Origin of the sequence: Ruegeria sp., from assembly GCF_040830605.1 — a bacterium.
In the GTDB taxonomy this organism is placed as follows: Bacteria; Pseudomonadota; Alphaproteobacteria; order Rhodobacterales; family Rhodobacteraceae; genus Ruegeria.
In genome coordinates this window covers 24,641-48,224 of record NZ_JBFOMD010000008.1, presented here as the reverse complement: position 1 = coordinate 48,224, position 23,584 = coordinate 24,641, and the positions used below count along the sequence as shown (strand labels likewise).

Here is a 23,584-nt window from a genome sequence, read left to right as displayed (position 1 = left end):
TGTCTTCAGGCCGCTCTGCGGCCCTCATCCATGCGTCAGGCCGGGCGTTGCCCCGGCCTGTGCCTATTCCGACTGCCCGAGCAATTCCGTGACCCAGGCGGGCACGGTCTGGGTCGCGGGGCCAAAGCGGGTCTCGTCAAAGCTCGACACCGTGTCCGAGGGATCGAGGTTCAGCTCCACCGTTCGTGCCCCTGCCGCAATGGCCTCATGCACGAAGGCCGCCGCCGGATAGACCTGACCCGAGGTGCCGATGGCGGCAAAGATCGCGGCCCCGGCCAGATGGTCATAAATCTCGTCCATCCGGTACGGCATCTCGCCGAACCACACCACATCGGGCCGCGCCGTCGGGCCGTTGCAGGCGGGGCAGGGCTCTCCCACCGCCATCTCCTCGGGCGCGGGCCAGCGGTGACCGCAGGCGGCGCATAAGGCGCCCGCCAGCACGCCGTGCATATGGATCACATCCTCGGCGCCCCCGGCCTCGTGCAGCCCATCCACATTCTGGGTCACGATGATCACCTCACCCGGCCAGTCCCGCTGCAGCCGCGCCAGCGCCGCATGCGCCGCGTTGGGCCGAGCCTTCGCCGCCTGCACCCGGCGCGCGTTGTAGAACCCGTGCACCAGCGCCGGATCGCGGGCAAACCCCTCGGGCGTCGCCACATCCTCGATCCGGTGTTGCGCCCACAGGCCCCCTTCGTCCCGAAACGTACCCAGCCCGCTTTCCGCCGATATCCCGGCACCGGTCAGAATGACGATCTTTTGCATATCCGCTCCAGCCTTTGCAGCGCTTTGCGTTCGATCCGAGGCGTTTTCATCGGAATGCGCGTTCGACCGAAGGGAGACGCAGCGTATTCCGATTCAAATCAAACGCAAAGCGCTTTAAAACGAGGCCATCATGACCCATCGAATCCTCTTTGTCTGCCTCGGCAATATCTGCCGCTCACCCGCCGCCGAGGGCGTCTTCCGCACGCTCAGCCCCGAGACCGCAACCGACAGCGCCGGCACCGCGGGCTGGCATGCGGGCGACCCGCCCTACGGCCCGATGCGGCAGGCGGCCAAGGCGCGCGGTGTCGACCTCTCGGACCTGCGCGCGCGGCAGTTCACCGCCGCCGATTTCGACCGGTTCGACCTGATCCTCGGCATGGATGACAGCAATATCGCGGATATCGAAGGTCTGCGCCCCCCAGGCAATGCCACCCCGGTCCGCCTTCTGACCGACTTCGCCCCCGAAACCGGCGCCGATCACGTCCCCGACCCCTACTACACCCGCGATTTCGATGGCGCTCTGGACCTGATCGAGGCCGCCGCCGCCGGGCTCAAGCGCCACCTCGCCTAAAGCGGCGCGGACAAACCTGAATCGAATGCGCAGTTCTGTCTTTTGTCAAATCGCGCAGCTTGATCCGAAAACCGGCTCCCACGTTTCGGAGTGCGCACTAAGGCTCGATCACCGCCAACTGACCGCTCAGCCACGGCAGCCGCGCCACCGCCGGGTCGATGATCTGGCTCTGCGCCAACCGCCGGATCATCTCGGCCACGTCGCGGGGCACCTGATCGGACCAGTCCATCCGGGTGAACAGGGAAATCGTCCGCGAAAACGCGCCAAACGGCACCTCGAACGCGTCGATCTGATCGTGAAACCGGCCCGCCCGCATGTATCCCAGCGGCGTGGTCAGCGCCCAGCCCAGCCGCCGCGCCACCATCGCCATCAGCGCCAGATGCGAGCCGATCTCGAAGCGTTCCTCGAATTCCAACTGCTCGCGCGCCAGATGCCCCTCGATCTGGCGGCTGATCAACTGCTCGCGCGCATAGCGCAGGAACGGCAGATCGCGCAGCGCGGCCATGATATCGGCCCCCTCGGGCACCGCGCCAAGCGGCGCCACCAGAATGAACGGGTCCCGGACCAGAGGGTACTCGACCACCCCTTCCAAGACCTCACCGCTGGTGGCCGACACCGCCAGATGCAGCTTCTGCGTCTCGATGGCCTCGAAGATCTCGAGGCTGGGCAGGGTGATCAGCTTGAACTTGGACTTGGTCAGACTGTCGGCCAGCAACGTCGCCAGCCGCGGCGTCAGGTCGTTGTCGAAATCGTCGATCAGCCCGATCGACAGCGTGCTCAGATGGGTCAGATCCATCACCATCAGCTCGCTCTGCGCCAGCCGCAGCTCCGCCAGCACCGCCTCGGCCCGCGCCAGAAAGCTGCGCCCGGCCTGGGTCAGCCGCATCGGGCGGCGCCCGTGATCGACCAACTCGGTGCCCAGCGCGTTTTCCAGATTGCGCAACTGCTGGCTGATCGAGGGCTGGCTCAGGCCCGTGATCTCGGCCGCCTGCGCTACCGAGCCCGTGCGCGCCAGCGCTTCGAACACCTCAACCCCGCGCAGGGTCAGACCTTTCATCACCATGCCGATGTCCCTTGCCGTTTCACCCGTTCTGGGTGCCGCGACGGCTCAGGTCAAGCACGGACAGGCCGGGCGGCGGCGAAGCGCCCGGCCCGGACCATCGGATACTAAGGGATTACCTGCAGACCGCCTGCGCCAACTGGCCAAACGCCTGATACCGTTCCCACAGCGCATCGTCACGCGCGGTGCGCGACATCTTCACCACCTGCGCCTGATGCGGGTCAGTGAACCACTCGGCAACCTTGACCCGGTCGGACCGGCTGAGCGCGTTGTTGGCCACCCGCTGAATGCAACTGCACCGCGCCCGCGTGGCGGCTGGCCGGTCGCTGGCCATGCAGGCCCGCTTGATCTTGCCCCCGGCCGCCGCCGCAGGCAGCGGAGCCGCCAGAGCCAGCGCGCACAGGGCCATTGTCAGGAACTGTTTCATCTCTATGCCTCGTCTTGCCCGGCCGGAGAGATCTTGCCGCCCCTCTCAGCGTCGCGCGCAGTATGCCGCAAGGGATTCGTCCGATCAATTCACGAAAAGTGCATCAAACTGTTTCTGCTCAGAGGACACCGGCAAGACCCCACCCAGTAGCAAAATCACTACAGCCAAGCCCACGCCCCGCCGCAAACCCGTAGGCCGGGCTTCAGCCCGGCACCCCTCACGGCAGGAACGCAAGCCACCCCTCAACGGCTTCGACAAGCGCCTGAACTTTTTCGGGATTGGCGACCAGATAAGCCCCGCCAACCGGAACACCCCATTTGATGGCGGTATCAACCGCCAGATCCGCCTTGGCGCCGCACCATTTCAACACACTGGCGAGCCCGGATTTCAGGGCCCGAAGAATTGCCTCCACCCTCTCTCGATCCGGCGTGTCCTTAGCGACTTCTTCGCCAAGATCCTCGACGGCGCCCCAGATTAGAGTGATTGATCGGGACAAACGCTCATCTTGTATGCTTTCGGGAGGGTCGTTCCCTCCGATACCATGGCGTGCGTTTGTCCGAACGCTCGCGCTATCTTTGAGATCAGCTAAGGCTCTTTCGACGTGCCATCGCGCTCGAATTTTTTCTATTTCATCAGCAACTGCATCCGGCCCAGCGCTCCAAACGCTGTCCTCAATCAAGGCAACTCGCCTTTGAAGGTCCCAATCAAGCGGTTTCCCGCGACTAAAGGCCTTGTGCCATTCCACCCAAAATGACAGCCGCTTTTCGACCAACCTGTCAGTCGGCAGCAACACTTGTTGGCGCTGCTCGAAATGGCGCAGTTCTATGGTCCACAGCGGGTAGTCGAAAACCAGCGACCTGCTTGCACTCCGTCCGATCATTCCGAGGTCCCAGTGCCCTTGTTCAGAGAATAAGGTGTGTGGGAGGAACTCTATCGCCGTATCTATGGCCCGACGTTTTTCCTCGTTGCTTTCCAGAAACAAAGCCTCGGAGGCAGCTTTTGCTATGAGCGACGCCGCCGTTTGAATCTTGCCTCTTGTGAAGTCTCCGGCGGCGAAAGCAGAGATTTTCGTTGCAAGTGCGATTTCTTTCGATGGTACTGCTATCATACAGCATGCACACAGCAGGGTTCTGGCGTGGCGAAGGAAAAAGTCCTCGTCGAAATTGTCTCCCTCAACGTCAGGTGAAATAGCGGGGAAGGCGCGTAGGGCGTGGCGCACGAGAAGAACCTGTAGCTGATCGACGGGAAAATCCTGCAGTCCTTCAGTCTTATGGGAGTTCATAAGATGTGACTTTCTCTCAATAGGTGGAGGGGATTTGAACTACCTTGGTTCAGACGCATGCCGCTGACGCTATCCCTCCTTGACCAACCCACGATTCCTCATCATATCCCCAACCCATGACAGACCTCGCCCATATCCGCAATTTCTCCATCGTCGCCCATATCGACCATGGCAAATCCACCCTTGCCGACCGGCTCATCCAGGAGACCGGGACGGTCAAGGATCGCGACATGAAGGAACAGCTGCTCGACAGCATGGATATCGAGCGTGAGCGTGGTATCACCATCAAGGCCAACACCGTCCGCATCGACTACACCGCCGACAATGGCGAGGCCTATGTCCTGAACCTGATCGACACCCCCGGCCATGTGGACTTCGCCTATGAGGTCAGCCGCTCCATGCGCGCGGTCGAAGGCTCGCTGCTGGTCGTCGACAGCACCCAGGGGGTCGAGGCACAGACGCTCGCCAACGTCTATCAGGCCATCGACGCCGATCATGAGATCGTGCCGGTGCTGAACAAGATCGACCTGCCCGCCTCCGACTGTGACCGTGTGGCCGAACAGATCGAGGACGTGATCGGCATCGACGCGACCGACGCCATTCAGGTCAGCGCAAAAACCGGGCAGGGCATCCACCAAACGCTGGAATCCATCGTCAACCTGCTGCCCGCCCCGCAAGGCACCCTCGACGCCCCGCTCAAGGCGATGCTGGTCGACTCGTGGTACGACGCCTATCTCGGCGTCATCGTCCTCGTCCGCATCATGGACGGCACGCTGAAAAAGGGCATGCGGGTCAAGTTCATGTCGAACGGCACCCTGCACCATGTCGATCGCGTCGGTGTCTTCCGCCCCGAGATGGAGATGGTGGACAGCCTCGGCCCCGGTGAAATCGGCTTCCTCACCGCCTCCATCAAACAGGTCCGCGACACCCGCGTCGGCGACACCATCACCAATGACCGCAACGGTACCGAGGACGCCCTGCCGGGCTTCAAACCCGCGCAACCGGTGGTGTTCTGCGGCCTCTTCCCCGTGGACAGCGCCGAATTCGAAGACCTGCGCGACGCCATCGACAAACTGGCCCTGAACGACGCCTCCTTCTCCTACGAAATGGAAACCTCCGCCGCCCTCGGCTTCGGCTTCCGCTGCGGCTTCCTGGGCCTCCTCCACCTCGAGGTCATCCGCGACCGCATCGAACGCGAATACGATATCGAGCTCATCACCACCGCTCCCAGCGTGATCTATCACGTCTTCATGAAAGACGGCGAGATGATCGAGCTGCACAACCCCGCCGACATGCCCGACCTCTCCAAGGTCGACCACCTCGAGGAACCGCGCATCAAGGCCACCATCCTCGTGCCGGATGAATACCTCGGCGACGTGCTGAAACTCTGCCAGGACCGCCGCGGCATCCAGATGGACCTGACCTACGCGGGCTCCCGCGCCATGGTCGTCTATGACCTGCCGCTGAACGAGGTCGTCTTCGACTTCTACGACAGGCTCAAATCCGTCACCAAAGGCTATGCCAGCTTCGACTACCAGATGACCGGCTACCGCGAGGACGCCCTGGTCAAGATGTCGATCCTGGTGAATGACGAACCGGTCGATGCGCTCTCCACAATGGTCCACCGCGACCGGGCCGAGATGCGCGGCCGGGCGATGTGCGAAAAGCTCAAGGACCTGATTCCGCGCCACATGTTCAAGATCCCGATCCAGGCGGCCATCGGCGGTAAGGTCATCGCCCGCGAGACCCTCTCCGCACTCCGCAAGGACGTGACCGCGAAATGCTACGGCGGCGACGCCACGCGGAAACGCAAACTGCTGGACAAGCAGAAGGCCGGTAAGAAAAAGATGCGCCAGTTCGGGAAGGTCGATATCCCGCAGGAGGCGTTTATTTCAGCACTCAAAATGGACAGCTGAGGCTTTCCATTTTGAGTGACGGTGGGCGAAAGCGGTTGGCGCAGCCAACTGCGTGCCCACACGGTGGGGTGGGTGAGCGACCGAAACCGCTCAGCCTTTTTTCACTTTTCCTTCCGAACACCTTTGAAAGGCTTCTTGTCGGAAGTTTTGACGTCCATGAAGCGCCCAGTTGAGGTGTCGCGCTTCACGTAGTGGCCTGACGGAGTTTTGGTTTGAGAACGGCCTCTGACCATTCCCTTCCTGCGACCGTCACCTGAGGGTGGATTGGTAGCCATTTGGGCCTCCTTACCTAGTGTGGCAGTTGGGTACGCAGTAGGCGCAACCATCCGATAGGATGTATCGTTGCTTTGCCGCTGCCACGGCGCTCTGGCAATTCGAATGCCAGCCGAGTGGCACACGATTTACAAGCAGCGGTGGGTGGGGGCACGAGTTGTCGTCAACGTGCACCTCATGATACCCGTCAGGCTGCGAGTTCTGATTAACATAGTAGTTCGGCATAACACTGCCTCGTTCATAGTTTCAACGAGGGGCGCCTTGACTGTTTTTTGTGAATCCGTCAGGATTCAAGTGTTGCAAACGGACCGCGGCAACCCCTCAGGTTGATGCGGTACTACAACGAAGCGCCGTCTTGGTCTGACCACCTTGGCGGCGCGATTCGTTGCAGCTCATGCGTGAGCATGGCTTGACGGGGCACAATATGCAAGAGAACAAAATAAGAAACATCACTAATGGCAGTATTTGTGCCCAGATGTTGCTATTTGTTACCCTTATTGCCTCAACATAAGGGGGTTGTCAACAGGTTTTCCCACACGAAATCCTCAATTTTTCCCCATGTCGTACGTTTCGATTTTAAGTTCACAAGATATTGAGTTTTCCTACCCGGTGTGTTTGATCCACGCAGCGCTCCAATCAACCCACCCGCCCGGCGGCACCGCCGGGCCGCGCCGACCCGCCCCCATGGGGCGGCGCGTTTGCGCCACCCCTCGGGCCGGCGCGTTTGCGCCACCCCTCGGGCCGGCGCTGCCCTCATCTCTGCTGAACAGCCGTTGGACAAGCGTTTGCGCCCGGGGCTCCGCCCGTTCGGCCCTGAGGGCTCCGCCCGTTCGAAAGCGAAACCATCCCCCGGATGGTTTCCAGGAAGCTTTCTCACTCCACTGGACAGTTTCCAAGACGCCGCTCACCCCCTCAGGCCGGTCGCGGCCCTCATCTTTGCTGATCTACCATTGCACACGCGTTTGCGCCCCGGGGTCCCATCATACCTGCGTGTTGGCTGCGTCAATTGGCGGGTTGAAAACCCACCCTACGTAGGATGGGTGTTCACACCCATCACCTGTGCCGACCAACCATTGCATTTCTCCCCGTAGGCCGGGCTTCAGCCCGCCAACCAACCTGCACGGGCACCGGTCCGATGCATTGGCGGCACCAATTGGCGGGCTGAAGCCCGCCCTACGCCACCTGCGCGACTCTCGAAAAACGTGGGATGGGGTTTCACCCCATCACCCGGTCCCAACCATCCGCACCAACCGGTGGGGCAAACCCCAACCCGATATCCCGCAACCGCCCGTAGGATGGGTGTTCACACCCATCACCCGCCCTACAGCTTCTCCGCCGTCACGACCAATTTCTTGATCGCATCATCGAGCTTTTTCATCTCGTCATAGTTCTTCTGAAACTTCTTCTCGACCGGCTTCAGCTTTTTCTCGGTCTCGCCGATCTGCTTCTTGATCTCGGCCACCTTCGCCGCGTTCTTGGCCTTTGTCGCCGCCTTCAGATCCGCCTGCGCCTTGACCAGCGGTTCGGCCAGTTTCACGTATTGGTCGTTCAACTGATAAAGGTGCTTGAAATACCCCTTCCAGACGATGCTGTCCTTGCGCAGCTTGTCCTCGAGCGAGATCAGTTTCTTGCGCGTGGTCTCGATATATCCGGTCCGCCGTTTCTCGACCCCCTTCTGATCCTTGTTCCATTTCTTGATGTCGGCAATCCGTTTCTTATAGTCCGTGTCCGCCATCTCACGTCCTCCCTGATCCGGCGGATCATACCGCAAAGGCGCGCAGATCCGAACCGGAGGCCCTAGCGCGCGGGGGTGCCCGCCCGTCCGAACAGCCGGGTCCACCAGCGCGTGTCCTGCCGCCGGATCACCTCGCCACCCTCGACCGGGTCCAGCCCGCCGCGCGCCAGGATGCGCCGCTCCTCGGCCCGTGTCCTCTGGATCTCGCGCATCTGCAGCGCCGCCTCGCGCGCGGTGACATAGCTGCCGTCCGGTCCCGGCTCCAGTCCAGGGATGCCCTTGCCCCGGGACCACCAGCCGCGCAGCCCGCTCAGGGGGTGGCGCCAGCCGATGGTGTCGCTGTCGGACAGGTCCCAGATCCGCTCGGCCTCGGGGATCGAGACCAGCGCTGCCAGGGGGCGTCCGTTCCGGGTCAGCACGATCACCTCGCGCGGGTCCTGGGCCCGGGTGACCAGTTGCCCGAGCTGCGCGCGGGCCTGTGAGATTGTGTAGCGCATCGGCGAATCTCCGTTGTACGATTCGAAAGATCGGCCTCTCAGCCTTGTACAATCCGGTTAATTCACCCCTGTCGGGGCGTCCGCATCCCTTCGCACCTGCAGAAACTGCGCCAAAATCCGCCGCCGGGGCCCCGCGAATTTTATCCCCAAACAACCCGCCCGAGTTGCGCGATTTCTCGACTTATCCACATCGCTTTCCCGGCGGATATCAACACCTTATCCCCGGCTAATTTTTATGCTGCAGTGCTATTTTCTTGCCCCTTTTTTCGCCTGGTGTAACAGTCAGGACATCGCAAAGGTTCTTAGGAACTTGAGCGGGACGCACAGGTCAGGTGGCCAAGACGGATCGGATGAGACTTTCAGTTTTATCCCGAGAAGTCAGAGGTTTACCAAGGACAGGCCGGTCGCGACGGGTTTTCGGACCCATGGCGAAGGGTCGGTTTTAAAAGGCCGGTGCGGGTCGTGACATGTCCTCGGACATGGAGCGGCTGCGAAGGTCCTTCGGGGCTGGAGCATCTGAATCGGACGGCCCTCGGGCGGATCGGTTCGGTAAGGCGTCAGGGAGTGTCCGCAAGGATGCATGCAAGGACCGCGTCTGAGCACCTGACGCCTTTTCCTTTTTCGGAAAAGCTGCGCAATCTCACCGCTCACGCAAAGAAAAACGGGGCTCATCTGTCATGGACAGTCGAACCCCGTTGTCAGCGTCAGCTGATGCATCACCGCGTCTATGCACCTGTAAGGGATGGATACACCGGCCCTGGCGCAAGATCAACTATATATTGCGTCTGCTTTGTTGTGGTGGGCAAGATTTGCGGCTTAAACACAACACCTGCGATAGGCGCGATCCGGCCCGCGGCTTAGATTTTCTGCTGAATATCCGACGCCGCGCCTTCGATTGCGTCGCCCGCTTTCTGGATATCCCGGCCCGCACCCTTGGCGGTTTCACAGGCGCTCAGCGTGATGAGGCTCAGGCCAATCAGAAACGCTCGGATCATGGTGTTCTCCATCTCTGCTCGTTTTGATTTTCCCTAGCACTGATCCCCAACACGCACCAGAGGTTCGGGCCTAGCAAAGTGCTCGACACGCTTTTGCATTTTTTGCTCAGTCTATCCGGACTTTTTCGTCATCAACGTCCCGAAGCGCGCCCATCATCCAGTCGTTTCTCTATCTTGCGTCGTTGCAGGGATGAGAGATGGACTTGCAGCCTACTCCAACGGGCAGCAACTCGCCCTAACCAGCTGTACGGAACCCTTCAATCAATTGGCGCAGGCCCAGTGCGGCGCCCGCGAAGATGGCAATAAAGGTGACCGGGGCGCTGATCGACAGCAGGCTAAAGGCGCTCAGCCCCTGACCGACGGTGCAGCCCATGGCCAGCACCGCGCCCACACCCATGATTGCCGCGCCCAGGATCTGGCGGCGCAACTCGCGCGGGTCCTCGCACGCCTCCCACCGGAAATGGCCGCGGATCATCGACCCGACGAAGGCGCCTACCCAGACCCCTGCGACCGAGCCCACGGCAAAGGACAGCGGGCGCAGGCTGCCGGTCATGGCAAAGAGGATGGTCTCGCCGACCGGGGCAGAGAAGCTGTGCGAGACAACGGGAAGCGCCTCGAAACCCGTTTCAGCCAGCCATGCGGTTCCGGCCCAGCCCGAGACGATGGCCAGCCCGACCACCAGCGACCACAAGATCGCCCCCGGCGCGCGCCGCAGGGACGCGCCGCTCAGCGCTCCGGCACAGATCAGCGCGCCGATACTCAGGCCGATGACACCCAGCGGCAGGCCGGTCAGGGTGGCGGCGTGATGAGCCAGCCCCGGCGGCGTGTCCGAGGTGACGGCGATTTGCGGGAACAGGGCGTTGCGTAGCGGGGCGAGGGGGCCGCTGAGCGTCACATAGGTAAAGACGCCCATTACCAGCACGATGACAAAGGCCCTCAGATCGCCGCCGCCCAGCCGCGCGATGGCGCCGTAGCCGCAATTTCCCGAAAGCGCCATGCCATAGCCGAACATCAGCCCGCCGACGATCGACGCCATCGGCATCCAGCGGATCGACAGATAGAAGGTGTCACCGGGGTCCAGAACGCCCATCGCGATCAGGGCAAAACTGCCGAGTATGCCACTGCCGATGGCCAGCGCCCACATGCGCAGGCGCAGGTCGGAGCCGCCATAGAGCAGGTCCTCGATGGCGCCGAGCGTGCAAAACCGGCCTAGCCGCGCGGCGAGCCCCAACAGGATGCCTCCGCCAAGTCCGAACAGGGCGGCGATCTGGTGGTCGGTGAGCATCTCAAGCATCTGCGCCATCTCCTCCCCAAGGACGGGCTACTGGCGATGAAATATGCAAAAACTGTTATACGAGTGCAAGCGGCGCTGTGCGCGAGCGGAAGGATCAGTCGTCGGCGTTGCAGAACAGGTCATAGACCAGTTCCAGCATCCGGCGCGGGCGGTCGTCGGCCAGCCGATAATAGATCGCCTTGCCCTCGCGGCGCGGGATCACCAGCCCTTCAAGGCGCAGCCGCGACAGCTGCTGGGACACGGCGGCCTGCCGGGCGGACAACAGCTCTTCCAGCTCGGTCACCGATTTCTCGCCCGAGACCAGGTGGCACAGGATCATCAGGCGCCCCTCATGGCTGATCGCCTTGAGGAAGTTCGACGCACGGGTGGCGTTGTCGACCATCCTGTCGAGTTCCTGTTCGTCCATATCCGTCGAAAACTTGGGCAGTGCCATTTGTTTCGTTCCTCATCGTCCCGGATATCCGGGGCCGTCTCCTGTACCGGGCATCCTTCGCCGGGTGACTTTTCCCGATACACCTATTGCGCGAACAATGCTACCGGCTCGAATCAAAAACGCGCGAGCGGTGTCACGGCTGCGCTATCGTCGTTGGTCGGGGTCAGTTCGAACTCCGTATGCGCCTCGAGCAACTGATCCAGCACCGGCCAGAAAAAGTCCTGCCCCGGATAGCCCTCAAGCCGCCCAACCTCTTGCCCGTCCTCGACGATCAGGAAGGTCGGTGTGAAAACGACCCGGCGCTGCAACTCAAGATCCGCGGGCAGGGCGTGCAGATCGACGCGTCGCAGCGGGGCAAAGCGGCCTTCGGGCGTCTTGGGATAGGCCGGCGCGATCTCGGCGTTCCAGCGGGTGCACCAGGAACAGCCCGCTTGCTCGACCATCACCAGTTCCGCCGCCAGAGCGGGCAGGGCAAACAGTGCCGCCAAAAGCGCGGAGAGGATAGGGCGAAGTGCTGACATGTGGCCGTTGACCTTTGCTATTCGCTCAATATAATTTGAATGTGTGAATTTTACAAGCGACCCGACTTGGCCGCCCGACACGGGGGAGTGAATGCTTGAGATTTCCCTGTTTGGGGCCCTGATCGCCGGTTTGCTGAGCTTTTTCACGCCCTGCATCCTGCCGATGGTGCCGTTCTACCTGTCCTATATGGGCGGGCTGAGCATGGCCGAACTGCGCGGGGACGGAGCCATAGCGGCGGGGGCGCAGCGGCGGTTGCTGGCCTCGTCGGTCATGTTCGCGCTCGGGGTGATCACGGTCTTCATGCTGCTTGGCATGGGGGCAACGGCGCTGGGGCGGTTGTTCGGTCAGTACCTGCAGACGCTGTCCTATGCGGCGGCGGCCGTGCTGGTGGTGTTCGGGCTGCATTTTCTGGGGGTGATCCGGGTGCCGCTGCTCTACCGGGAGGCGCGGATGGAGAGCCAGGCCGAGGCCTCGACCGCGCTGGGCGCCTATCTCATGGGGCTGGCCTTCGGCTTCGGCTGGACGCCCTGCGTGGGGCCCGCGCTGGCCTCGATCCTGATGATCGCCTCGGGCATGGGTGAGCTCTGGCGCGGTGCGGTTTTGCTGTTTGTCTACGGCCTTGGCATGACCGCGCCTTTTGTGATCGCTGCCTTTTTCGCCAAGCCCTTCCTCGCTTGGGTCCAGCGCCACCGCGCGGTTTTTGCCTGGGTGGAAAAGGGGATGGGGGCGATGCTGATCGTTTTTGCCGTGCTCATCGCAACCGGCGGCGTGCGCCTGATTGCCGACGCGATGATCCGATGGATGCCGGGCCTGACGAGCCTGGGCTGAACAGGGAGGACTTAACCATGAAACAACTGCTTGCCGGGCTCGCCGCCCTAATCCTTGCCGCCCCGCTCTGGGCCGCCGAACTGGGCGATGATGGTCTGCACAAGACCGAGTGGATGCGCGACACCTTCAAGGACCTGCGCGAGGATCTGGACGAGGCCAATGCCGAGGGCAAAAGGCTGGTTCTGTTCTTCGAGCAGCGCGGCTGCATCTACTGCACCAAGATGCATCAGGAGGTGTTTCCGCGCCCCGAGATCGGCCAGTACATCGCCGACAACTATTTCGTGGTGCAGCTCAACCTCTATGGCGATGTCGAGGTCACCGATTTCGACGGCGAGACGCTGGCCGAAAAGGACATGGCGCGGAAGTGGGGCGTGATGTTCACGCCGACGATTCTGTTCCTGCCGGAAGAGGTGAGCGAGGGCGCGACCGCCCAACAGGCCGCCGTGGCGGTCATGCCGGGGGCCTTTGGCGGAGGCACCACGATCGACATGTTCACATGGGTTCGCGAAAAGCGCTATGCGCTTGATAACGGGGAGGATTTCCAGCGTTACCATGCCCGCCGGATTCAGGAACGCAACAACGGATCTTTCGACTGATCGGGGCTCTCCGAAAACATTTAATAATTCACAATAATGAATTTGATGTTGCGTTAAGGGCGGACTGTGCCCTACGGTATGCCAAGCCAATTTCGCCGCGCGGCAAGCGTGGCAGCCAATGGGAGGACACATGAAACTTACATCTCTGACACTGGCCGCCGCGCTGATCGGCGGTGCGGCGCAGGCCGGTGAGGTCGGCCCCGGCGAGGTTGCGTTCACCGAGGATGGCGGCATCGAGGCTTCGCTCAGCGGTGCCACGGGCGATGCCGCCAGCGGCGCGGTCATCGTGGGCGAGAAATCCAAGGGCAACTGCGTGGCCTGCCATCAGGTAACCGCACTGGCCGATGTGCCGTTTCATGGTGAGGTCGGCCCGTCGCTCGACGGCGCCGGGGACCGCTGGACCGAGGCTGAACTGCGCGGGCTGGTCAGCAACGCCAAGATGACCTTCGAGGGTACGGTCATGCCCGCCTTCTACAAGGTCGACGGCTTCACCCGCCCGGGCGACGCCTATACCGGCGACGCCCCCACGGGGCCGCTGGCACCGATCCTGACGGCTCAGGAAATCGAAGACGTGGTCGCGTTCCTCGCGACCCTGAAGGAAGAGTAAGGCCGCGCACGCGCCTTGCATGATGCAAAGGAGAAAAACGATGGAGTTCACACGTCGTGACACCCTGGGCCTGGCCCTGGGCGCAGCGGCCCTGACCGTCCTGCCGTTCCGCGCCAACGCGGCGGCCGAGGATGCGATTGCCGAGTTCACCGGCGGCGCCGACATGGCCGAAGGCGGGGTCACCCTGACCGCGCCCGAGATTGCCGAGAACGGCAACACCGTACCGATCGAGGTCAGCGCACCCGGTGCCGCCGCGATCATGGTGCTGGCGACCGGCAACCCCGAGCCGGGTGTGGCGACCTTCAACTTCGGTCCGCTGGCGGCGGTGCAGTCGGCCTCGACCCGTATCCGCCTGGCCGGCACGCAGGACGTGGTGGCCATCGCCAAGCTGGCCGACGGCTCGTTCGCCAAGGCCAGCGCCACCGTGAAAGTGACCATCGGGGGTTGCGGCGGCTAAGCCCGCCCATCCGCAGAGACAGGAGAATACGACATGGCATCTGGTGTGAAACCCCGCGTGAAGGTCCCGAAAACCGCCGCAGCGGGCGAGGCGATCACGATCAAGACCCTGATCAGCCACAAGATGGAAAGCGGTCAGCGCAAGGACAAAGAGGGCAACATCATCCCGCGCTCGATCATCAACCGCTTCACCTGCGCTTTCAACGGCGAGACGGTGATCGACGTGACGATGGAGCCCGCGATTTCGACCAACCCTTATTTCCAGTTCGACGCGACCGTGCCCGAGGCGGGCGAGTTCGTGTTCACCTGGTACGACGATGACGGCTCGGTCTACGACGAGTCGAAATCGATCTCCATCGCCTGAGCGGCGACCCCGGCAGATAATGAGCCCCGCCGCCAACCGGCATGGCGGGGCCAACCACCCAAGGGAGGATACTGGATGAATTTCAAGGCACTGACCGCGATTGTTGCAGTGGTGGCAACACCCCTGTCAGCGGTGGCCGGGCCCGACGAGGACGCTCTGGTCGTCAATGAAGAGATCGAAATGGTCACCCAGACCGCCGCCCCCGCGCATCTGTCCGATGCGCTGGACGAGATCTATTCCGGCTGGCGCTTCCGTTCGGACGAGACCCAGTCGCTGCAGATGGACGATTTCGACAACCCCGCGCTGGTCTTCGTCGATCAGGCGCAGGACGCGTGGGACACCGTCGACGGGACCGAGGGCAAATCGTGCTCAACCTGCCACGGCGCGGTTGATGAGAGCATGGCCGGTGTCCGTGCCGTCTATCCGAAATGGAGTGACGAGGCGGGCGAGGTGCGCACTCTGGTGACCCAGATCAACGATTGCCGCGTCAACCAGATGGGCGCCGAAAAATGGAAATACACCGGCGGCGACATGGCGGCGATGGAGGCTCTGATCTCGGTCCAGTCGCGCGGTCTGCCGGTCAACGTGGCCATCGACGGTCCGGCGCAGGAGACCTGGGAGAAGGGGAAAGAGATCTACTACACCCGCTACGGTCAACTGGAGCTGAGCTGCGCGAATTGTCATGAGCAGAACTATGGCAACATGATCCGCGCCGACCATCTGAGCCAGGGCCAGATCAACGGGTTTCCCACCTACCGGCTCAAGAACGCAAAGCTGAACAACGCTCATGCCCGGTTCAAGGGCTGTGTGCGCGACACCCGCGCCGAAACCTTCAGCCCCGGCAGCCCGGAGTTTGTGGCGCTGGAGCTTTACGTCGCCTCGCGCGGCAACGGCCTGTCGGTCGAGGGACCCTCGGTCCGCAACTAACCTGAATTCGCGCCCCGCGTCCTGTCCGGATGCGGGGTGTATCGCTTCAATTGAATTCAAACATGTGAATGTAACGCATGTTCAAACGGGAAAGCTGATCCAAATGATCTCGCGTCGTGACTTCCTTCAGGTTTCAATGGCGGCCTCGGCCCTTGTCGGCGCGTCCGGCTTCGGCAACTGGGCACGGCTGGCGGCGCAGCAGGCGCTGAGCCAGGACCAGTTGCTGGAGTTCGATACCTTCGGCAATATCAGCCTGATCCACATCACCGACATCCATGCCCAGTTGAAACCGATCTATTTTCGCGAGCCCGAGGTCAATCTGGGTGTCGGCGCCAACAAGGGTTTCGTGCCCCACATCACCGGCGCCGATTTCCGCAAGGCCTATGGTATCGCCGACGGCTCCCCTTCGGCCTATGCGCTGACCCATGACGATTTCGCCGCGCTGGCGCAAAGCTATGGCCGCGTTGGCGGGCTGGACCGGGTGGCCACGGTGGTGAATGCGATCCGCGCCGACCGGCCCGACGCGCTGCTGCTCGATGGCGGCGACACCTGGCACGGCTCCTACACCTGCCATCACACGGCAGGGCAGGACATGGTCAATGTGATGAACGCGCTCAAGCCGGATGCGATGACCTTCCATTGGGAATTCACGCTGGGCAGCGACCGGGTGAACGAGATTGTTGAGGGGTTACCCTTTGCTGCCCTCGGTCAGAACATCTTTGACGCCGAATGGGACGAACCGGCGGAGATGTTCAAGCCCTACAAGTTCTTCGACCGGGGCGGCGCCAAGGTCGCGGTGATCGGTCAGGCCTTTCCCTATATGCCCATCGCCAACCCCGGCTGGATGTTCCCTGAGTACTCGTTCGGCATCCGGGACGAGAACATGCAGGCCATGGTCGATGAGGTCCGCGCGGCGGGCGCCGATGCGGTCGTGGTCCTGTCCCATAACGGCTTTGACGTGGACAAGAAGATGGCGGGCAAGGTGCAGGGCATCGACGTCATCCTGTCGGGCCACACCCATGACGCGCTGCCCGAGCCGGTGCTGATCGGCCAGACCCACATCATCGCCTCCGGCTCCAACGGCAAATTCGTCAGCCGCGTCGATCTCGACGTGCGGGACGGGCAGATGATGGGGCTGAAGCATAAGCTGATCCCGATCTTTTCGGACGTGATCGCGCCCGATCCGGCCATGACCGCCCTGATCGACGAACAGCGCGCGCCCTACGCTGCCGAGCTCGCCGAGGTGATCGGCCAGACCGGCTCGCTGCTCTATCGCCGGGGTAATTTCAACGGCACCTGGGACGACCTGATCTGTGACGCGCTGATCTCGGAACGTGAGGCCGATATCGCCATGTCTCCCGGCGTGCGCTGGGGCCCGAGCCTGCGGCCCGGAGACGACATCACCCGCGAGGATATCTGGAACGTCACTTCGATGAGCTACGGTCAGGCCTATCGCACGGAAATGACCGGCGAATTCATCAAGGTGATCCTCGAGGATGTGGCCGACAACATCTTCAACCCCGATCCCTACTACCAGCAGGGCGGCGACATGGTGCGCGTCGGCGGTCTGGGCTATCGCATCGACATCACCCAGCCGCAGGGTGCGCGGATCAGCGAGATGACCCTGCTCAAGACGGGGGAGGCCATCGACCCGGCCAGGACCTACGTGGTCGCAGGCTGGGCCAGCGTCAACGAGGGCACCGAAGGCCCGATGATCTGGGATGTGGTCGAAAACCATATCCGCAAGCAGGGCACGGTGACGGTCGACCCGAACAACTCGGTCAACGTGGTGGGCGTCTGAGCGCCCGCCGTCAAAAAATTTTGTGCTTACACATTCGCGCGGACGAATGTCTTGATGCTCAAGGAGGCTAGTTCAAAAATGAGTGAAAGCTCCCCGAAAAACGCCCCGTCGCGCCGCCAGTTCCTGACCGGGGCGGCGGCAGCCGGGGCAGGGGCCGTTGCCGCCGGGGCGGCAGGGGCCACAGGTCCCGATCCGCTGATCACCGAGGTGCAGGACTGGGCCCGGGCCACCGGTGACGGCGTGGATGCCACGCCCTACGGCCTGCCGATCCAGTACGAATCGGACGTGGTGCGCCGCAACGTGGAATGGCTGACCGCCGACACGATCAGCTCGATCAACTTCACCCCGATCCATGCGCTGGATGGCACCATCACCCCGCAGGGCTGCGCGTTCGAGCGGCACCACTCGGGCGCCATCGAGCTGCGCAAGCAGGATTACCGGCTGATGATCAACGGTCTGGTCGATCAGCCGCTGATCTTCACCTACGAGGATCTGGAACGCTTCCCGCGTGAAAACCGCATCTATTTCTGCGAATGCGCCGCCAATACCGGCATGGAATGGGCCGGATCGCAGCTCAACGGCGCGCAGTTCACCCATGGCATGATCCACAACATGGAATATTCCGGCGTGCCCCTGCGCACCCTGCTGGAAGAGGCCGGAGTTCAGGCGCAGGGCAAATGGGTCTATGTCGAGGGCGCCGATGCCAGCTCGAACGGCCGCTCGATCCCGCTGGAAAAGGCAATGGACGACGTGCTGGTCGCCTTCAAGGCCAACGGCGAGGCGCTGCGCAAGGAACACGGCTATCCCGTCCGCCTCGTCGTGCCCGGATGGGAGGGCAACATGTGGGTCAAATGGCTGCGCCGGGTCGAGGTGATGGAAGGCCCGGTGGAGAGCCGCGAGGAGACCTCGAAATACACCGACACGCTGGCCGACGGCACTAGCCGCAAATGGACCTGGGTGATGGACGCCAAATCGGTGGTCACGTCACCCAGCCCGCAGGCGCCGATCACCCACGGGCCCGGCCCGCTGGTCATCACCGGTCTGGCCTGGTCGGGGCGCGGCGCCATCACCGGCGTCGATGTCTCGGTCGATGGCGGCAAGAACTGGATGCCCGCGCGGCTGGCCGCCCCCGGCACCGACAAGGCGCTGACCCGGTTCTATCTGGACTACGACTGGGATGGCTCGGAAATGCTGCTGCAAAGCCGCGCCCGCGATGGCTCGGGCTATGTCCAGCCCAGCAAGGCGCAACTGCGCGAGGTGCGGGGCGAGAACTCGATCTATCACAACAACTGCATCCAGACCTGGTGGGTCAAGGCAAACGGAGAGGCCGAGAATGTCGAAGTGTCCTGAATTTCTGACCGCCGCCGCGCTGGCCTCGGCCCTGATCGCGGGGCCCGCGCTGGCCAATGGGTTTGGCCTGGGCCGCCCCGCGCTGACCGAAGAGATCGCCGCATGGGATCTGGACGTCTCACCCGACGGCACCGGCCTGCCAGCGGGCTCGGGTTCGGTCGAGGATGGCGAGATGCTCTTTGCCGAGGCCTGCGCCATCTGCCACGGCGATTTCGCCGAGGGCGTGGACAACTGGCCCAAACTTGCCGGGGGCGAGGGGACGCTGGCGGACAAGGACCCGCTCAAGACCGTGGGCTCCTATTGGCCGTATCTCTCGACCGCTTGGGATTACGTCCACCGCTCGATGCCCTTTGGCGACGCCCAGACCCTCAGCGCCGACGACACCTACGCCATCGTCGCCTACATCCTCTATTCCAATGATCTGGTCGAGGATGACTTCGTGCTCTCGAACGAGAACTTCCTCTCGGTCGAGATGCCCAACGCGGATGGCTTCATCCTCGATGACCGCGAACAGACCGAGGCGCATTTCTGGACCGATACCCCCTGCATGGAAAACTGCAAGGACAGCGTCGAGATCACCATGCGCGCGATGGTTCTGGACGTGACCCCGGACGAGGGCAACGCAGCCGCCGAGCCCGCCCCGGTGCAGGACGTCAAGGCCGAGCCCGCGCCCGAGCCCGAGCAAACCGCCGCGCTGGACCCGGAACTGGTGGCCAAGGGCGAAAAGACCTTCAAGAAATGCAAGGCCTGCCATCAGGTCGGCGACGGCGCCAAGAACAAGACCGGCCCGACGCTCAACGGCATCGTCGGGGCCGCCGCCGGTCAGGTACACGGGTTCAAATATTCCAAGGTCATGAAAGCCGCTGCCGAGGACGGGCTGATCTGGGACGAAACCGAGCTGACTGCCTTTCTCGCCAAGCCCAAAGGCTACATGAAGGGCACGCGGATGTCCTTTGCCGGGCTCAAGAAGGATGCAGATATCGAGGCGGTCATCGCCTATCTGAAATCATTCTCCGAATAACGCCACGGCCTTGGGGCGCCACCCGCGCGCCCCGGGGCGTGACCTGCCCTCGGTCCGATCCCGGACGGCAGGACATGAACTCCCCGCTTCTTCTTGCTGAAAATACGCAAACCGCGCCCTGTGCCACGGGCGCGGGTGCCTGCCGTTGCGCACCAAACCGACCACCCGGCCCGCAACGCCCGTCACAGAACGGTGCGCGCCCCCTTGCAGCCCCCCCGGGCCGACACTAAGACTCATGTAACCCCTCATCGGGTATGGTCCCGATCCATCTGAAACGAGCAGGCAGGTCCCCGTATGTACGATCCAGTTGATACCTACATGAATACCCTCGTCCCCATGGTCGTCGAACAGACCAGCCGGGGTGAGCGCGCCTATGATATCTTCTCGCGCCTGCTGAAGGAGCGGATCATTTTCATCAACGGCCCGATCCATGACGGGATGAGCCATCTGGTAGTGGCCCAGCTGCTGCATCTCGAGGCCGAGAATCCCAACAAGGAAATCTCGATCTACATCAACTCGCCCGGCGGCGTGGTGACCAGCGGCCTGTCGATCTACGACACAATGCAGTACATCAAGCCGAAATGTTCGACGCTGGTGATCGGTCAGGCGGCCTCGATGGGCTCCGTTCTGCTGGCCGGCGGTGAGGCTGGCATGCGCTTCTCGCTGCCCAACAGCCGCATCATGGTGCACCAGCCCTCGGGCGGCTATCAGGGTCAGGCCAGCGACATCATGATCCACGCGGCCGAGACGCAAAAGCTCAAGGACCGGCTCTATGACATTTACGTCAGGCACACCGGGCAGACGAAAAAGAGCGTTGAAAAGGCGCTCGACCGTGACAATTTCATGAGCCCGGACGAGGCCAAGGAATGGGGTCACATCGACGAGATCGTCGAAAACCGGATCAAGGTGGGCGGCGAGGACGACGCCTGAACCGGACAACACGGCCTGTCCCGGCCGGTTCAGCCGGGACATGTTTTGGATTGTAGCGGCCGGAGTGCTGGCCTAAGCTGCGTGAACAGGCGGCAGAGCGCGGTCCCGATGCGGGGGTCGCAGAGACGGAGCCCGAAAGGTAGACCATGGCGACGAATTCAGGCGGTGACAGCAAAAACACGCTCTACTGCAGTTTCTGCGGCAAAAGCCAGCACGAGGTGCGCAAGCTGATCGCGGGCCCGACCGTGTTCATCTGCGACGAGTGCGTCGAGCTGTGCATGGACATCATCCGCGAGGAGACCAAGGCCAGCGGCCTGAAATCCGCCGACGGTGTACCCACGCCCAAGGATATCTGCGAGGTGCTGGACGATTACGTGATCGGTCAGGCAACCGCCAAGCGGGTGCTCTCGGTCGCGGTCCACAACCACTACAAACGCCTGAACCACGCGCAAAAGGCCGGCGGCGATATCGAACTGGCCAAGTCCAACATCCTGCTGATCGGCCCCACCGGCTGCGGCAAGACCCTGCTGGCGCAGACACTGGCGCGGATTCTCGATGTGCCGTTCACCATGGCCGACGCCACCACGCTGACCGAGGCCGGTTACGTGGGCGAGGATGTGGAAAACATCATCCTCAAGCTGCTGCAGGCCAGCGAATACAATGTCGAACGCGCGCAGCGCGGCATCGTCTATATCGACGAGGTCGACAAGATCACCCGCAAATCGGAAAACCCCTCGATCACCCGCGATGTCTCGGGCGAGGGGGTGCAGCAGGCGCTGCTGAAACTGATGGAGGGCACCGTGGCCTCCGTGCCGCCGCAGGGCGGGCGCAAGCATCCGCAGCAGGAATTCCTGCAGGTCGACACCACCAACATCCTGTTCATCTGCGGCGGCGCCTTTGCCGGTCTTGACAAGATCATCGCGCAGCGCGGCAAGGGCTCGGCCATGGGCTTTGGCGCCGACGTGCGTGACAATGACGAACGCGGCGTGGGCGAGATATTCAAGGAGCTTGAGCCCGAGGATCTGCTGAAATTCGGCCTGATCCCGGAATTCGTCGGCCGCCTGCCGGTCCTGGCAACGCTTGAAGATCTGGACGAGGACGCGCTGGTCACCATCCTGACCAAACCCAAGAACGCATTGGTCAAGCAGTACCAACGCCTGTTCGAACTGGAAGACGCGGAACTGGACTTTACCGACGACGCGCTCAAGGCCATCGCCCGCCGCGCCATCGAGCGCAAGACCGGCGCGCGCGGGTTGCGCTCGATCCTCGAGGACATCCTGCTCGACACCATGTTCGAACTGCCCGGCATGAAGAACGTGACCAAAGTGGTGGTGAACGAAGAGGCCGTCGTCTCGGACTCCCAACCGCTGATCATCTATGCCGATGCGGACAAGGAATCGGCCTCGGCCGGGTGATTTTCCATCGCTATGGAATCGGACGGCGCGGACCTCACTGCGCCGTTTTCCGTTTGGGCAAGCCGTCCGCCCCGGAGCCATCCATCCAGCGCACGCCCCCATCTTCCTCTTGCCAAAAATATCCCGGAGCCCGAGGCAGAGCCTCGCAAAAACCTCAGCCAGCTAACCAGAACCACCATTCCACGAGAGTAAGATGACCATCAAACGCATCTCATCCGGCGGGGCCTTCGAAACCAAGGTCGGCTATTGTCGCGCTGTGGTGGCCGGAGGCTTTGTCCATGTGGCCGGCACCGTCGGTGAAGGCGAGAACGCGGTCGAGCAATGCCGGTCCGCCCTGACGATCATAGAAACGGCGCTGGCCGAGGCGGGCGCATCCTTCGCGGATGTCGTGCGCGTCACCTACATGCTGCCCGACCGGCACGAGTTCGAACCCTGCTGGCCAATCCTCGCCGAAACCTTCGGCGCCAATCCGCCCGCTGCCACCATGATTGAATGCGGTCTGATCGACCCGAAATACCGCATCGAGATCGAGGTGACGGCCTATCTGCCGGGGGCAACCGCTCAGTAACCCTGACGCCAGCTCTCCCGCGCCTTTTCCTCGGCGATCTCGCGCCGCCGCCGATCCATCAACTTCTGTATATCGCTTTTGGGTTTTGGAGCCTCAAAGCCGAACATGCCGGCGATGGTGTCGACCCCTTTATCCCAGAGGCTCGGTTCTTCCTTTGGTTTCAATGAGATGGTGCGGTGTTGCGGCTTGTCTTCACCGCCTCTGAGCAGCGTGACCATATGCGATTGCACCTCGGTAAGTGACATGGCTACGACAATCGTGGCGGCGACGGAAAGGCAAAAAACGATAACTTTCATACTCGGGTCTTTGAACGACTTTTCCTCAGTTGCGCGATCCGTATCCCACAGCGACATGCATCCTCGCGCAGGAGGCCCGCATCCCGATCCGGTATTCGATGTTCTGAATGTAACCCTAATGGATCAACCGCCGCCGGGCGATCCCTTTCGACCAAACACAGCGTTTATTCATAGCTGGCAATCGCGCAGGCGTCGCGCGCGGCATCCGGTCTCTGGACCTCGGGGCGCAGATGGTCCATATCTGCGGATAACGAAATGCCGGAGGCTGTCGATGGGAATCCTGAACACTCTATTGCGCGCCGTGACCTGGTGGAGCGGGTCAACCCTGAACACCCAGCTCTACACCGCGCGCAAGGGCATCAAGGTCGGCGAGGACGAGCAGGGCAACGTGTTCTACCGCAACGCCGATGACAGCCAGCGCTGGGTCATGTTCAACGGCGAGGTCGAGGCCAGCCGCATCGACCCCAACTGGCATGGCTGGCTGCACCGCACTTGGGATGAACCACCGACCGACAAACCGCTCCCGCACAAGCAGTGGGAAAAGCCGCATCAGGAGAATCTGACCGGCACCGCACTGGCCTATGCGCCCGCAGGCTCGATCCGCCGGCCCGACCCGGTCGAGCGCAGCGATTACGAGGCCTGGAGCCCTGAGTAAGAG

General features: G+C 62.5%; 26 protein-coding genes. 15 read left to right on the top strand and 11 right to left on the bottom strand.

Features of this window, described 5'->3' with window-relative positions:
- Positions 1-63: 63 nt before the first annotated feature.
- Complete coding sequence (locus AB3N21_RS11620) at positions 64-762, bottom strand: NAD-dependent deacylase (RefSeq protein ID WP_367935378.1); 699 nt, start codon at positions 760-762, stop codon at positions 64-66.
- 130 nt (positions 763-892) lie between these two features.
- Here AB3N21_RS11620 and AB3N21_RS11615 point away from each other — a divergent pair, with 130 nt between their 5' ends.
- Positions 893-1,333, top strand: a complete 441-nt coding sequence (locus tag AB3N21_RS11615) for a low molecular weight protein-tyrosine-phosphatase (RefSeq protein WP_367935377.1) — start codon at positions 893-895, stop codon at positions 1,331-1,333.
- A 97-nt stretch (positions 1,334-1,430) separates the two neighbouring features.
- Here AB3N21_RS11615 and AB3N21_RS11610 read toward each other — a convergent pair whose 3' ends face one another.
- From AB3N21_RS11610 to AB3N21_RS11600, 3 genes are all read right to left on the bottom strand, one after another.
- On the bottom strand, positions 1,431-2,396 hold the full coding sequence (locus AB3N21_RS11610) for a LysR family transcriptional regulator (protein ID WP_367935376.1): 966 nt from the start codon (positions 2,394-2,396) through the stop codon (positions 1,431-1,433).
- Between the two features lie 112 nt (positions 2,397-2,508).
- A complete protein-coding gene (locus AB3N21_RS11605) occupies positions 2,509-2,820 on the bottom strand; it encodes a hypothetical protein (RefSeq protein WP_367935375.1) in 312 nt (103 codons plus the stop codon).
- A 217-nt stretch (positions 2,821-3,037) separates the two neighbouring features.
- A complete protein-coding gene (locus AB3N21_RS11600; protein ID WP_367935374.1) occupies positions 3,038-4,102 on the bottom strand; it encodes a hypothetical protein in 1,065 nt (354 codons plus the stop codon).
- A gap of 116 nt (positions 4,103-4,218) precedes the next feature.
- Between AB3N21_RS11600 and lepA the strand changes: the two genes are divergently transcribed.
- Positions 4,219-6,018, top strand: coding sequence for a translation elongation factor 4 (lepA, locus tag AB3N21_RS11595; RefSeq protein ID WP_367935373.1), 1,800 nt, complete (start codon positions 4,219-4,221; stop codon positions 6,016-6,018).
- Between the two features lie 1,594 nt (positions 6,019-7,612).
- Here the strand turns inward: lepA and AB3N21_RS11590 are convergent.
- The 6 genes from AB3N21_RS11590 to AB3N21_RS11565 form a co-directional block, all read right to left on the bottom strand.
- Positions 7,613-8,026 (bottom strand): hypothetical protein, encoded by a 414-nt coding sequence (locus tag AB3N21_RS11590; protein ID WP_367935372.1) that lies wholly within the window; start codon positions 8,024-8,026, stop codon positions 7,613-7,615.
- Positions 8,027-8,088: 62 nt separating this feature from the next.
- Positions 8,089-8,523, bottom strand: a complete 435-nt coding sequence (locus tag AB3N21_RS11585) for a type II toxin-antitoxin system Phd/YefM family antitoxin (RefSeq protein WP_367935371.1) — start codon at positions 8,521-8,523, stop codon at positions 8,089-8,091.
- 857 nt (positions 8,524-9,380) lie between these two features.
- Entirely contained in the window at positions 9,381-9,518 is a 138-nt protein-coding gene (locus AB3N21_RS11580) for an entericidin A/B family lipoprotein (protein WP_367935370.1), read from the bottom strand.
- Positions 9,519-9,753: 235 nt separating this feature from the next.
- Positions 9,754-10,812, bottom strand: a complete 1,059-nt coding sequence (locus AB3N21_RS11575; RefSeq protein WP_367935369.1) for a YeeE/YedE family protein — start codon at positions 10,810-10,812, stop codon at positions 9,754-9,756.
- A 94-nt stretch (positions 10,813-10,906) separates the two neighbouring features.
- On the bottom strand, positions 10,907-11,245 hold the full coding sequence (locus AB3N21_RS11570; protein ID WP_367935368.1) for an ArsR/SmtB family transcription factor: 339 nt from the start codon (positions 11,243-11,245) through the stop codon (positions 10,907-10,909).
- Positions 11,246-11,358: 113 nt separating this feature from the next.
- Complete coding sequence (locus AB3N21_RS11565; RefSeq protein WP_367935367.1) at positions 11,359-11,766, bottom strand: hypothetical protein; 408 nt, start codon at positions 11,764-11,766, stop codon at positions 11,359-11,361.
- A 91-nt stretch (positions 11,767-11,857) separates the two neighbouring features.
- Here AB3N21_RS11565 and AB3N21_RS11560 point away from each other — a divergent pair, with 91 nt between their 5' ends.
- From AB3N21_RS11560 to AB3N21_RS11505, 12 genes are all read left to right on the top strand, one after another.
- Positions 11,858-12,595, top strand: a complete 738-nt coding sequence (locus AB3N21_RS11560) for a cytochrome c biogenesis CcdA family protein (RefSeq protein ID WP_367935366.1) — start codon at positions 11,858-11,860, stop codon at positions 12,593-12,595.
- A 17-nt stretch (positions 12,596-12,612) separates the two neighbouring features.
- Complete coding sequence (locus tag AB3N21_RS11555) at positions 12,613-13,191, top strand: thioredoxin family protein (protein ID WP_367935365.1); 579 nt, start codon at positions 12,613-12,615, stop codon at positions 13,189-13,191.
- A gap of 130 nt (positions 13,192-13,321) precedes the next feature.
- Positions 13,322-13,798: a sulfur oxidation c-type cytochrome SoxX gene (soxX, locus tag AB3N21_RS11550; RefSeq protein ID WP_367935364.1), complete on the top strand. Its 477-nt coding sequence runs from the start codon at positions 13,322-13,324 to the stop codon at positions 13,796-13,798.
- 40 nt (positions 13,799-13,838) lie between these two features.
- Positions 13,839-14,255, top strand: coding sequence for a thiosulfate oxidation carrier protein SoxY (soxY, locus tag AB3N21_RS11545; RefSeq protein WP_171179860.1), 417 nt, complete (start codon positions 13,839-13,841; stop codon positions 14,253-14,255).
- Positions 14,256-14,288: 33 nt separating this feature from the next.
- The gene (gene soxZ / locus AB3N21_RS11540) at positions 14,289-14,618 is read left to right on the top strand and encodes a thiosulfate oxidation carrier complex protein SoxZ (protein WP_367935363.1); all 330 of its coding nucleotides are present in this window, start codon (positions 14,289-14,291) and stop codon (positions 14,616-14,618) included.
- 75 nt (positions 14,619-14,693) lie between these two features.
- Positions 14,694-15,545: a sulfur oxidation c-type cytochrome SoxA gene (soxA, locus tag AB3N21_RS11535; RefSeq protein ID WP_367935362.1), complete on the top strand. Its 852-nt coding sequence runs from the start codon at positions 14,694-14,696 to the stop codon at positions 15,543-15,545.
- Between the two features lie 103 nt (positions 15,546-15,648).
- Positions 15,649-17,346, top strand: coding sequence for a thiosulfohydrolase SoxB (gene soxB, locus AB3N21_RS11530; RefSeq protein WP_367935361.1), 1,698 nt, complete (start codon positions 15,649-15,651; stop codon positions 17,344-17,346).
- 78 nt (positions 17,347-17,424) lie between these two features.
- Positions 17,425-18,696, top strand: a complete 1,272-nt coding sequence (soxC, locus tag AB3N21_RS11525; protein ID WP_367935360.1) for a sulfite dehydrogenase — start codon at positions 17,425-17,427, stop codon at positions 18,694-18,696.
- The gene (locus tag AB3N21_RS11520) at positions 18,680-19,717 is read left to right on the top strand and encodes a c-type cytochrome (protein ID WP_367935359.1); all 1,038 of its coding nucleotides are present in this window, start codon (positions 18,680-18,682) and stop codon (positions 19,715-19,717) included. Before soxC ends, AB3N21_RS11520 begins: the two co-directional genes overlap by 17 nt.
- 294 nt (positions 19,718-20,011) lie before the next feature.
- On the top strand, positions 20,012-20,647 hold the full coding sequence (locus tag AB3N21_RS11515) for an ATP-dependent Clp protease proteolytic subunit (protein ID WP_171179872.1): 636 nt from the start codon (positions 20,012-20,014) through the stop codon (positions 20,645-20,647).
- A gap of 146 nt (positions 20,648-20,793) precedes the next feature.
- On the top strand, positions 20,794-22,062 hold the full coding sequence (gene clpX, locus AB3N21_RS11510; protein ID WP_367935358.1) for an ATP-dependent Clp protease ATP-binding subunit ClpX: 1,269 nt from the start codon (positions 20,794-20,796) through the stop codon (positions 22,060-22,062).
- 193 nt (positions 22,063-22,255) lie between these two features.
- Entirely contained in the window at positions 22,256-22,630 is a 375-nt protein-coding gene (locus tag AB3N21_RS11505; RefSeq protein WP_171179876.1) for a RidA family protein, read from the top strand.
- On the opposite strand, the gene AB3N21_RS11500 is transcribed toward AB3N21_RS11505, so the two are convergent.
- A complete protein-coding gene (locus tag AB3N21_RS11500) occupies positions 22,624-22,983 on the bottom strand; it encodes a hypothetical protein (protein WP_367935357.1) in 360 nt (119 codons plus the stop codon). The two genes, AB3N21_RS11505 and AB3N21_RS11500, sit on opposite strands and share 7 nt — an antisense overlap.
- A gap of 214 nt (positions 22,984-23,197) precedes the next feature.
- On the opposite strand from AB3N21_RS11500, the gene AB3N21_RS11495 reads away from it, so the two are divergent.
- Positions 23,198-23,581, top strand: a complete 384-nt coding sequence (locus AB3N21_RS11495) for an NADH:ubiquinone oxidoreductase subunit NDUFA12 (protein WP_171179881.1) — start codon at positions 23,198-23,200, stop codon at positions 23,579-23,581.
- Positions 23,582-23,584: the final 3 nt, after the last annotated feature.

Coding starts and splice junctions, on each gene's coding strand:
- AB3N21_RS11620 (WP_367935378.1), bottom strand. CDS start 762: ATGCAAAAGATCGTCATTCTGACCGGTGCCGGGATATCGGCGGAAAGC.
- AB3N21_RS11615 (WP_367935377.1), top strand. CDS start 893: ATGACCCATCGAATCCTCTTTGTCTGCCTCGGCAATATCTGCCGCTCA.
- AB3N21_RS11610 (WP_367935376.1), bottom strand. CDS start 2,396: ATGGTGATGAAAGGTCTGACCCTGCGCGGGGTTGAGGTGTTCGAAGCG.
- AB3N21_RS11605 (WP_367935375.1), bottom strand. CDS start 2,820: ATGAAACAGTTCCTGACAATGGCCCTGTGCGCGCTGGCTCTGGCGGCT.
- AB3N21_RS11600 (WP_367935374.1), bottom strand. CDS start 4,102: ATGAACTCCCATAAGACTGAAGGACTGCAGGATTTTCCCGTCGATCAG.
- lepA (WP_367935373.1), top strand. CDS start 4,219: ATGACAGACCTCGCCCATATCCGCAATTTCTCCATCGTCGCCCATATC.
- AB3N21_RS11590 (WP_367935372.1), bottom strand. CDS start 8,026: ATGGCGGACACGGACTATAAGAAACGGATTGCCGACATCAAGAAATGG.
- AB3N21_RS11585 (WP_367935371.1), bottom strand. CDS start 8,523: ATGCGCTACACAATCTCACAGGCCCGCGCGCAGCTCGGGCAACTGGTC.
- AB3N21_RS11580 (WP_367935370.1), bottom strand. CDS start 9,518: ATGATCCGAGCGTTTCTGATTGGCCTGAGCCTCATCACGCTGAGCGCC.
- AB3N21_RS11575 (WP_367935369.1), bottom strand. CDS start 10,812: ATGCTTGAGATGCTCACCGACCACCAGATCGCCGCCCTGTTCGGACTT.
- AB3N21_RS11570 (WP_367935368.1), bottom strand. CDS start 11,245: ATGGCACTGCCCAAGTTTTCGACGGATATGGACGAACAGGAACTCGAC.
- AB3N21_RS11565 (WP_367935367.1), bottom strand. CDS start 11,766: ATGTCAGCACTTCGCCCTATCCTCTCCGCGCTTTTGGCGGCACTGTTT.
- AB3N21_RS11560 (WP_367935366.1), top strand. CDS start 11,858: ATGCTTGAGATTTCCCTGTTTGGGGCCCTGATCGCCGGTTTGCTGAGC.
- AB3N21_RS11555 (WP_367935365.1), top strand. CDS start 12,613: ATGAAACAACTGCTTGCCGGGCTCGCCGCCCTAATCCTTGCCGCCCCG.
- soxX (WP_367935364.1), top strand. CDS start 13,322: ATGAAACTTACATCTCTGACACTGGCCGCCGCGCTGATCGGCGGTGCG.
- soxY (WP_171179860.1), top strand. CDS start 13,839: ATGGAGTTCACACGTCGTGACACCCTGGGCCTGGCCCTGGGCGCAGCG.
- soxZ (WP_367935363.1), top strand. CDS start 14,289: ATGGCATCTGGTGTGAAACCCCGCGTGAAGGTCCCGAAAACCGCCGCA.
- soxA (WP_367935362.1), top strand. CDS start 14,694: ATGAATTTCAAGGCACTGACCGCGATTGTTGCAGTGGTGGCAACACCC.
- soxB (WP_367935361.1), top strand. CDS start 15,649: ATGATCTCGCGTCGTGACTTCCTTCAGGTTTCAATGGCGGCCTCGGCC.
- soxC (WP_367935360.1), top strand. CDS start 17,425: ATGAGTGAAAGCTCCCCGAAAAACGCCCCGTCGCGCCGCCAGTTCCTG.
- AB3N21_RS11520 (WP_367935359.1), top strand. CDS start 18,680: ATGTCGAAGTGTCCTGAATTTCTGACCGCCGCCGCGCTGGCCTCGGCC.
- AB3N21_RS11515 (WP_171179872.1), top strand. CDS start 20,012: ATGTACGATCCAGTTGATACCTACATGAATACCCTCGTCCCCATGGTC.
- clpX (WP_367935358.1), top strand. CDS start 20,794: ATGGCGACGAATTCAGGCGGTGACAGCAAAAACACGCTCTACTGCAGT.
- AB3N21_RS11505 (WP_171179876.1), top strand. CDS start 22,256: ATGACCATCAAACGCATCTCATCCGGCGGGGCCTTCGAAACCAAGGTC.
- AB3N21_RS11500 (WP_367935357.1), bottom strand. CDS start 22,983: ATGTCGCTGTGGGATACGGATCGCGCAACTGAGGAAAAGTCGTTCAAA.
- AB3N21_RS11495 (WP_171179881.1), top strand. CDS start 23,198: ATGGGAATCCTGAACACTCTATTGCGCGCCGTGACCTGGTGGAGCGGG.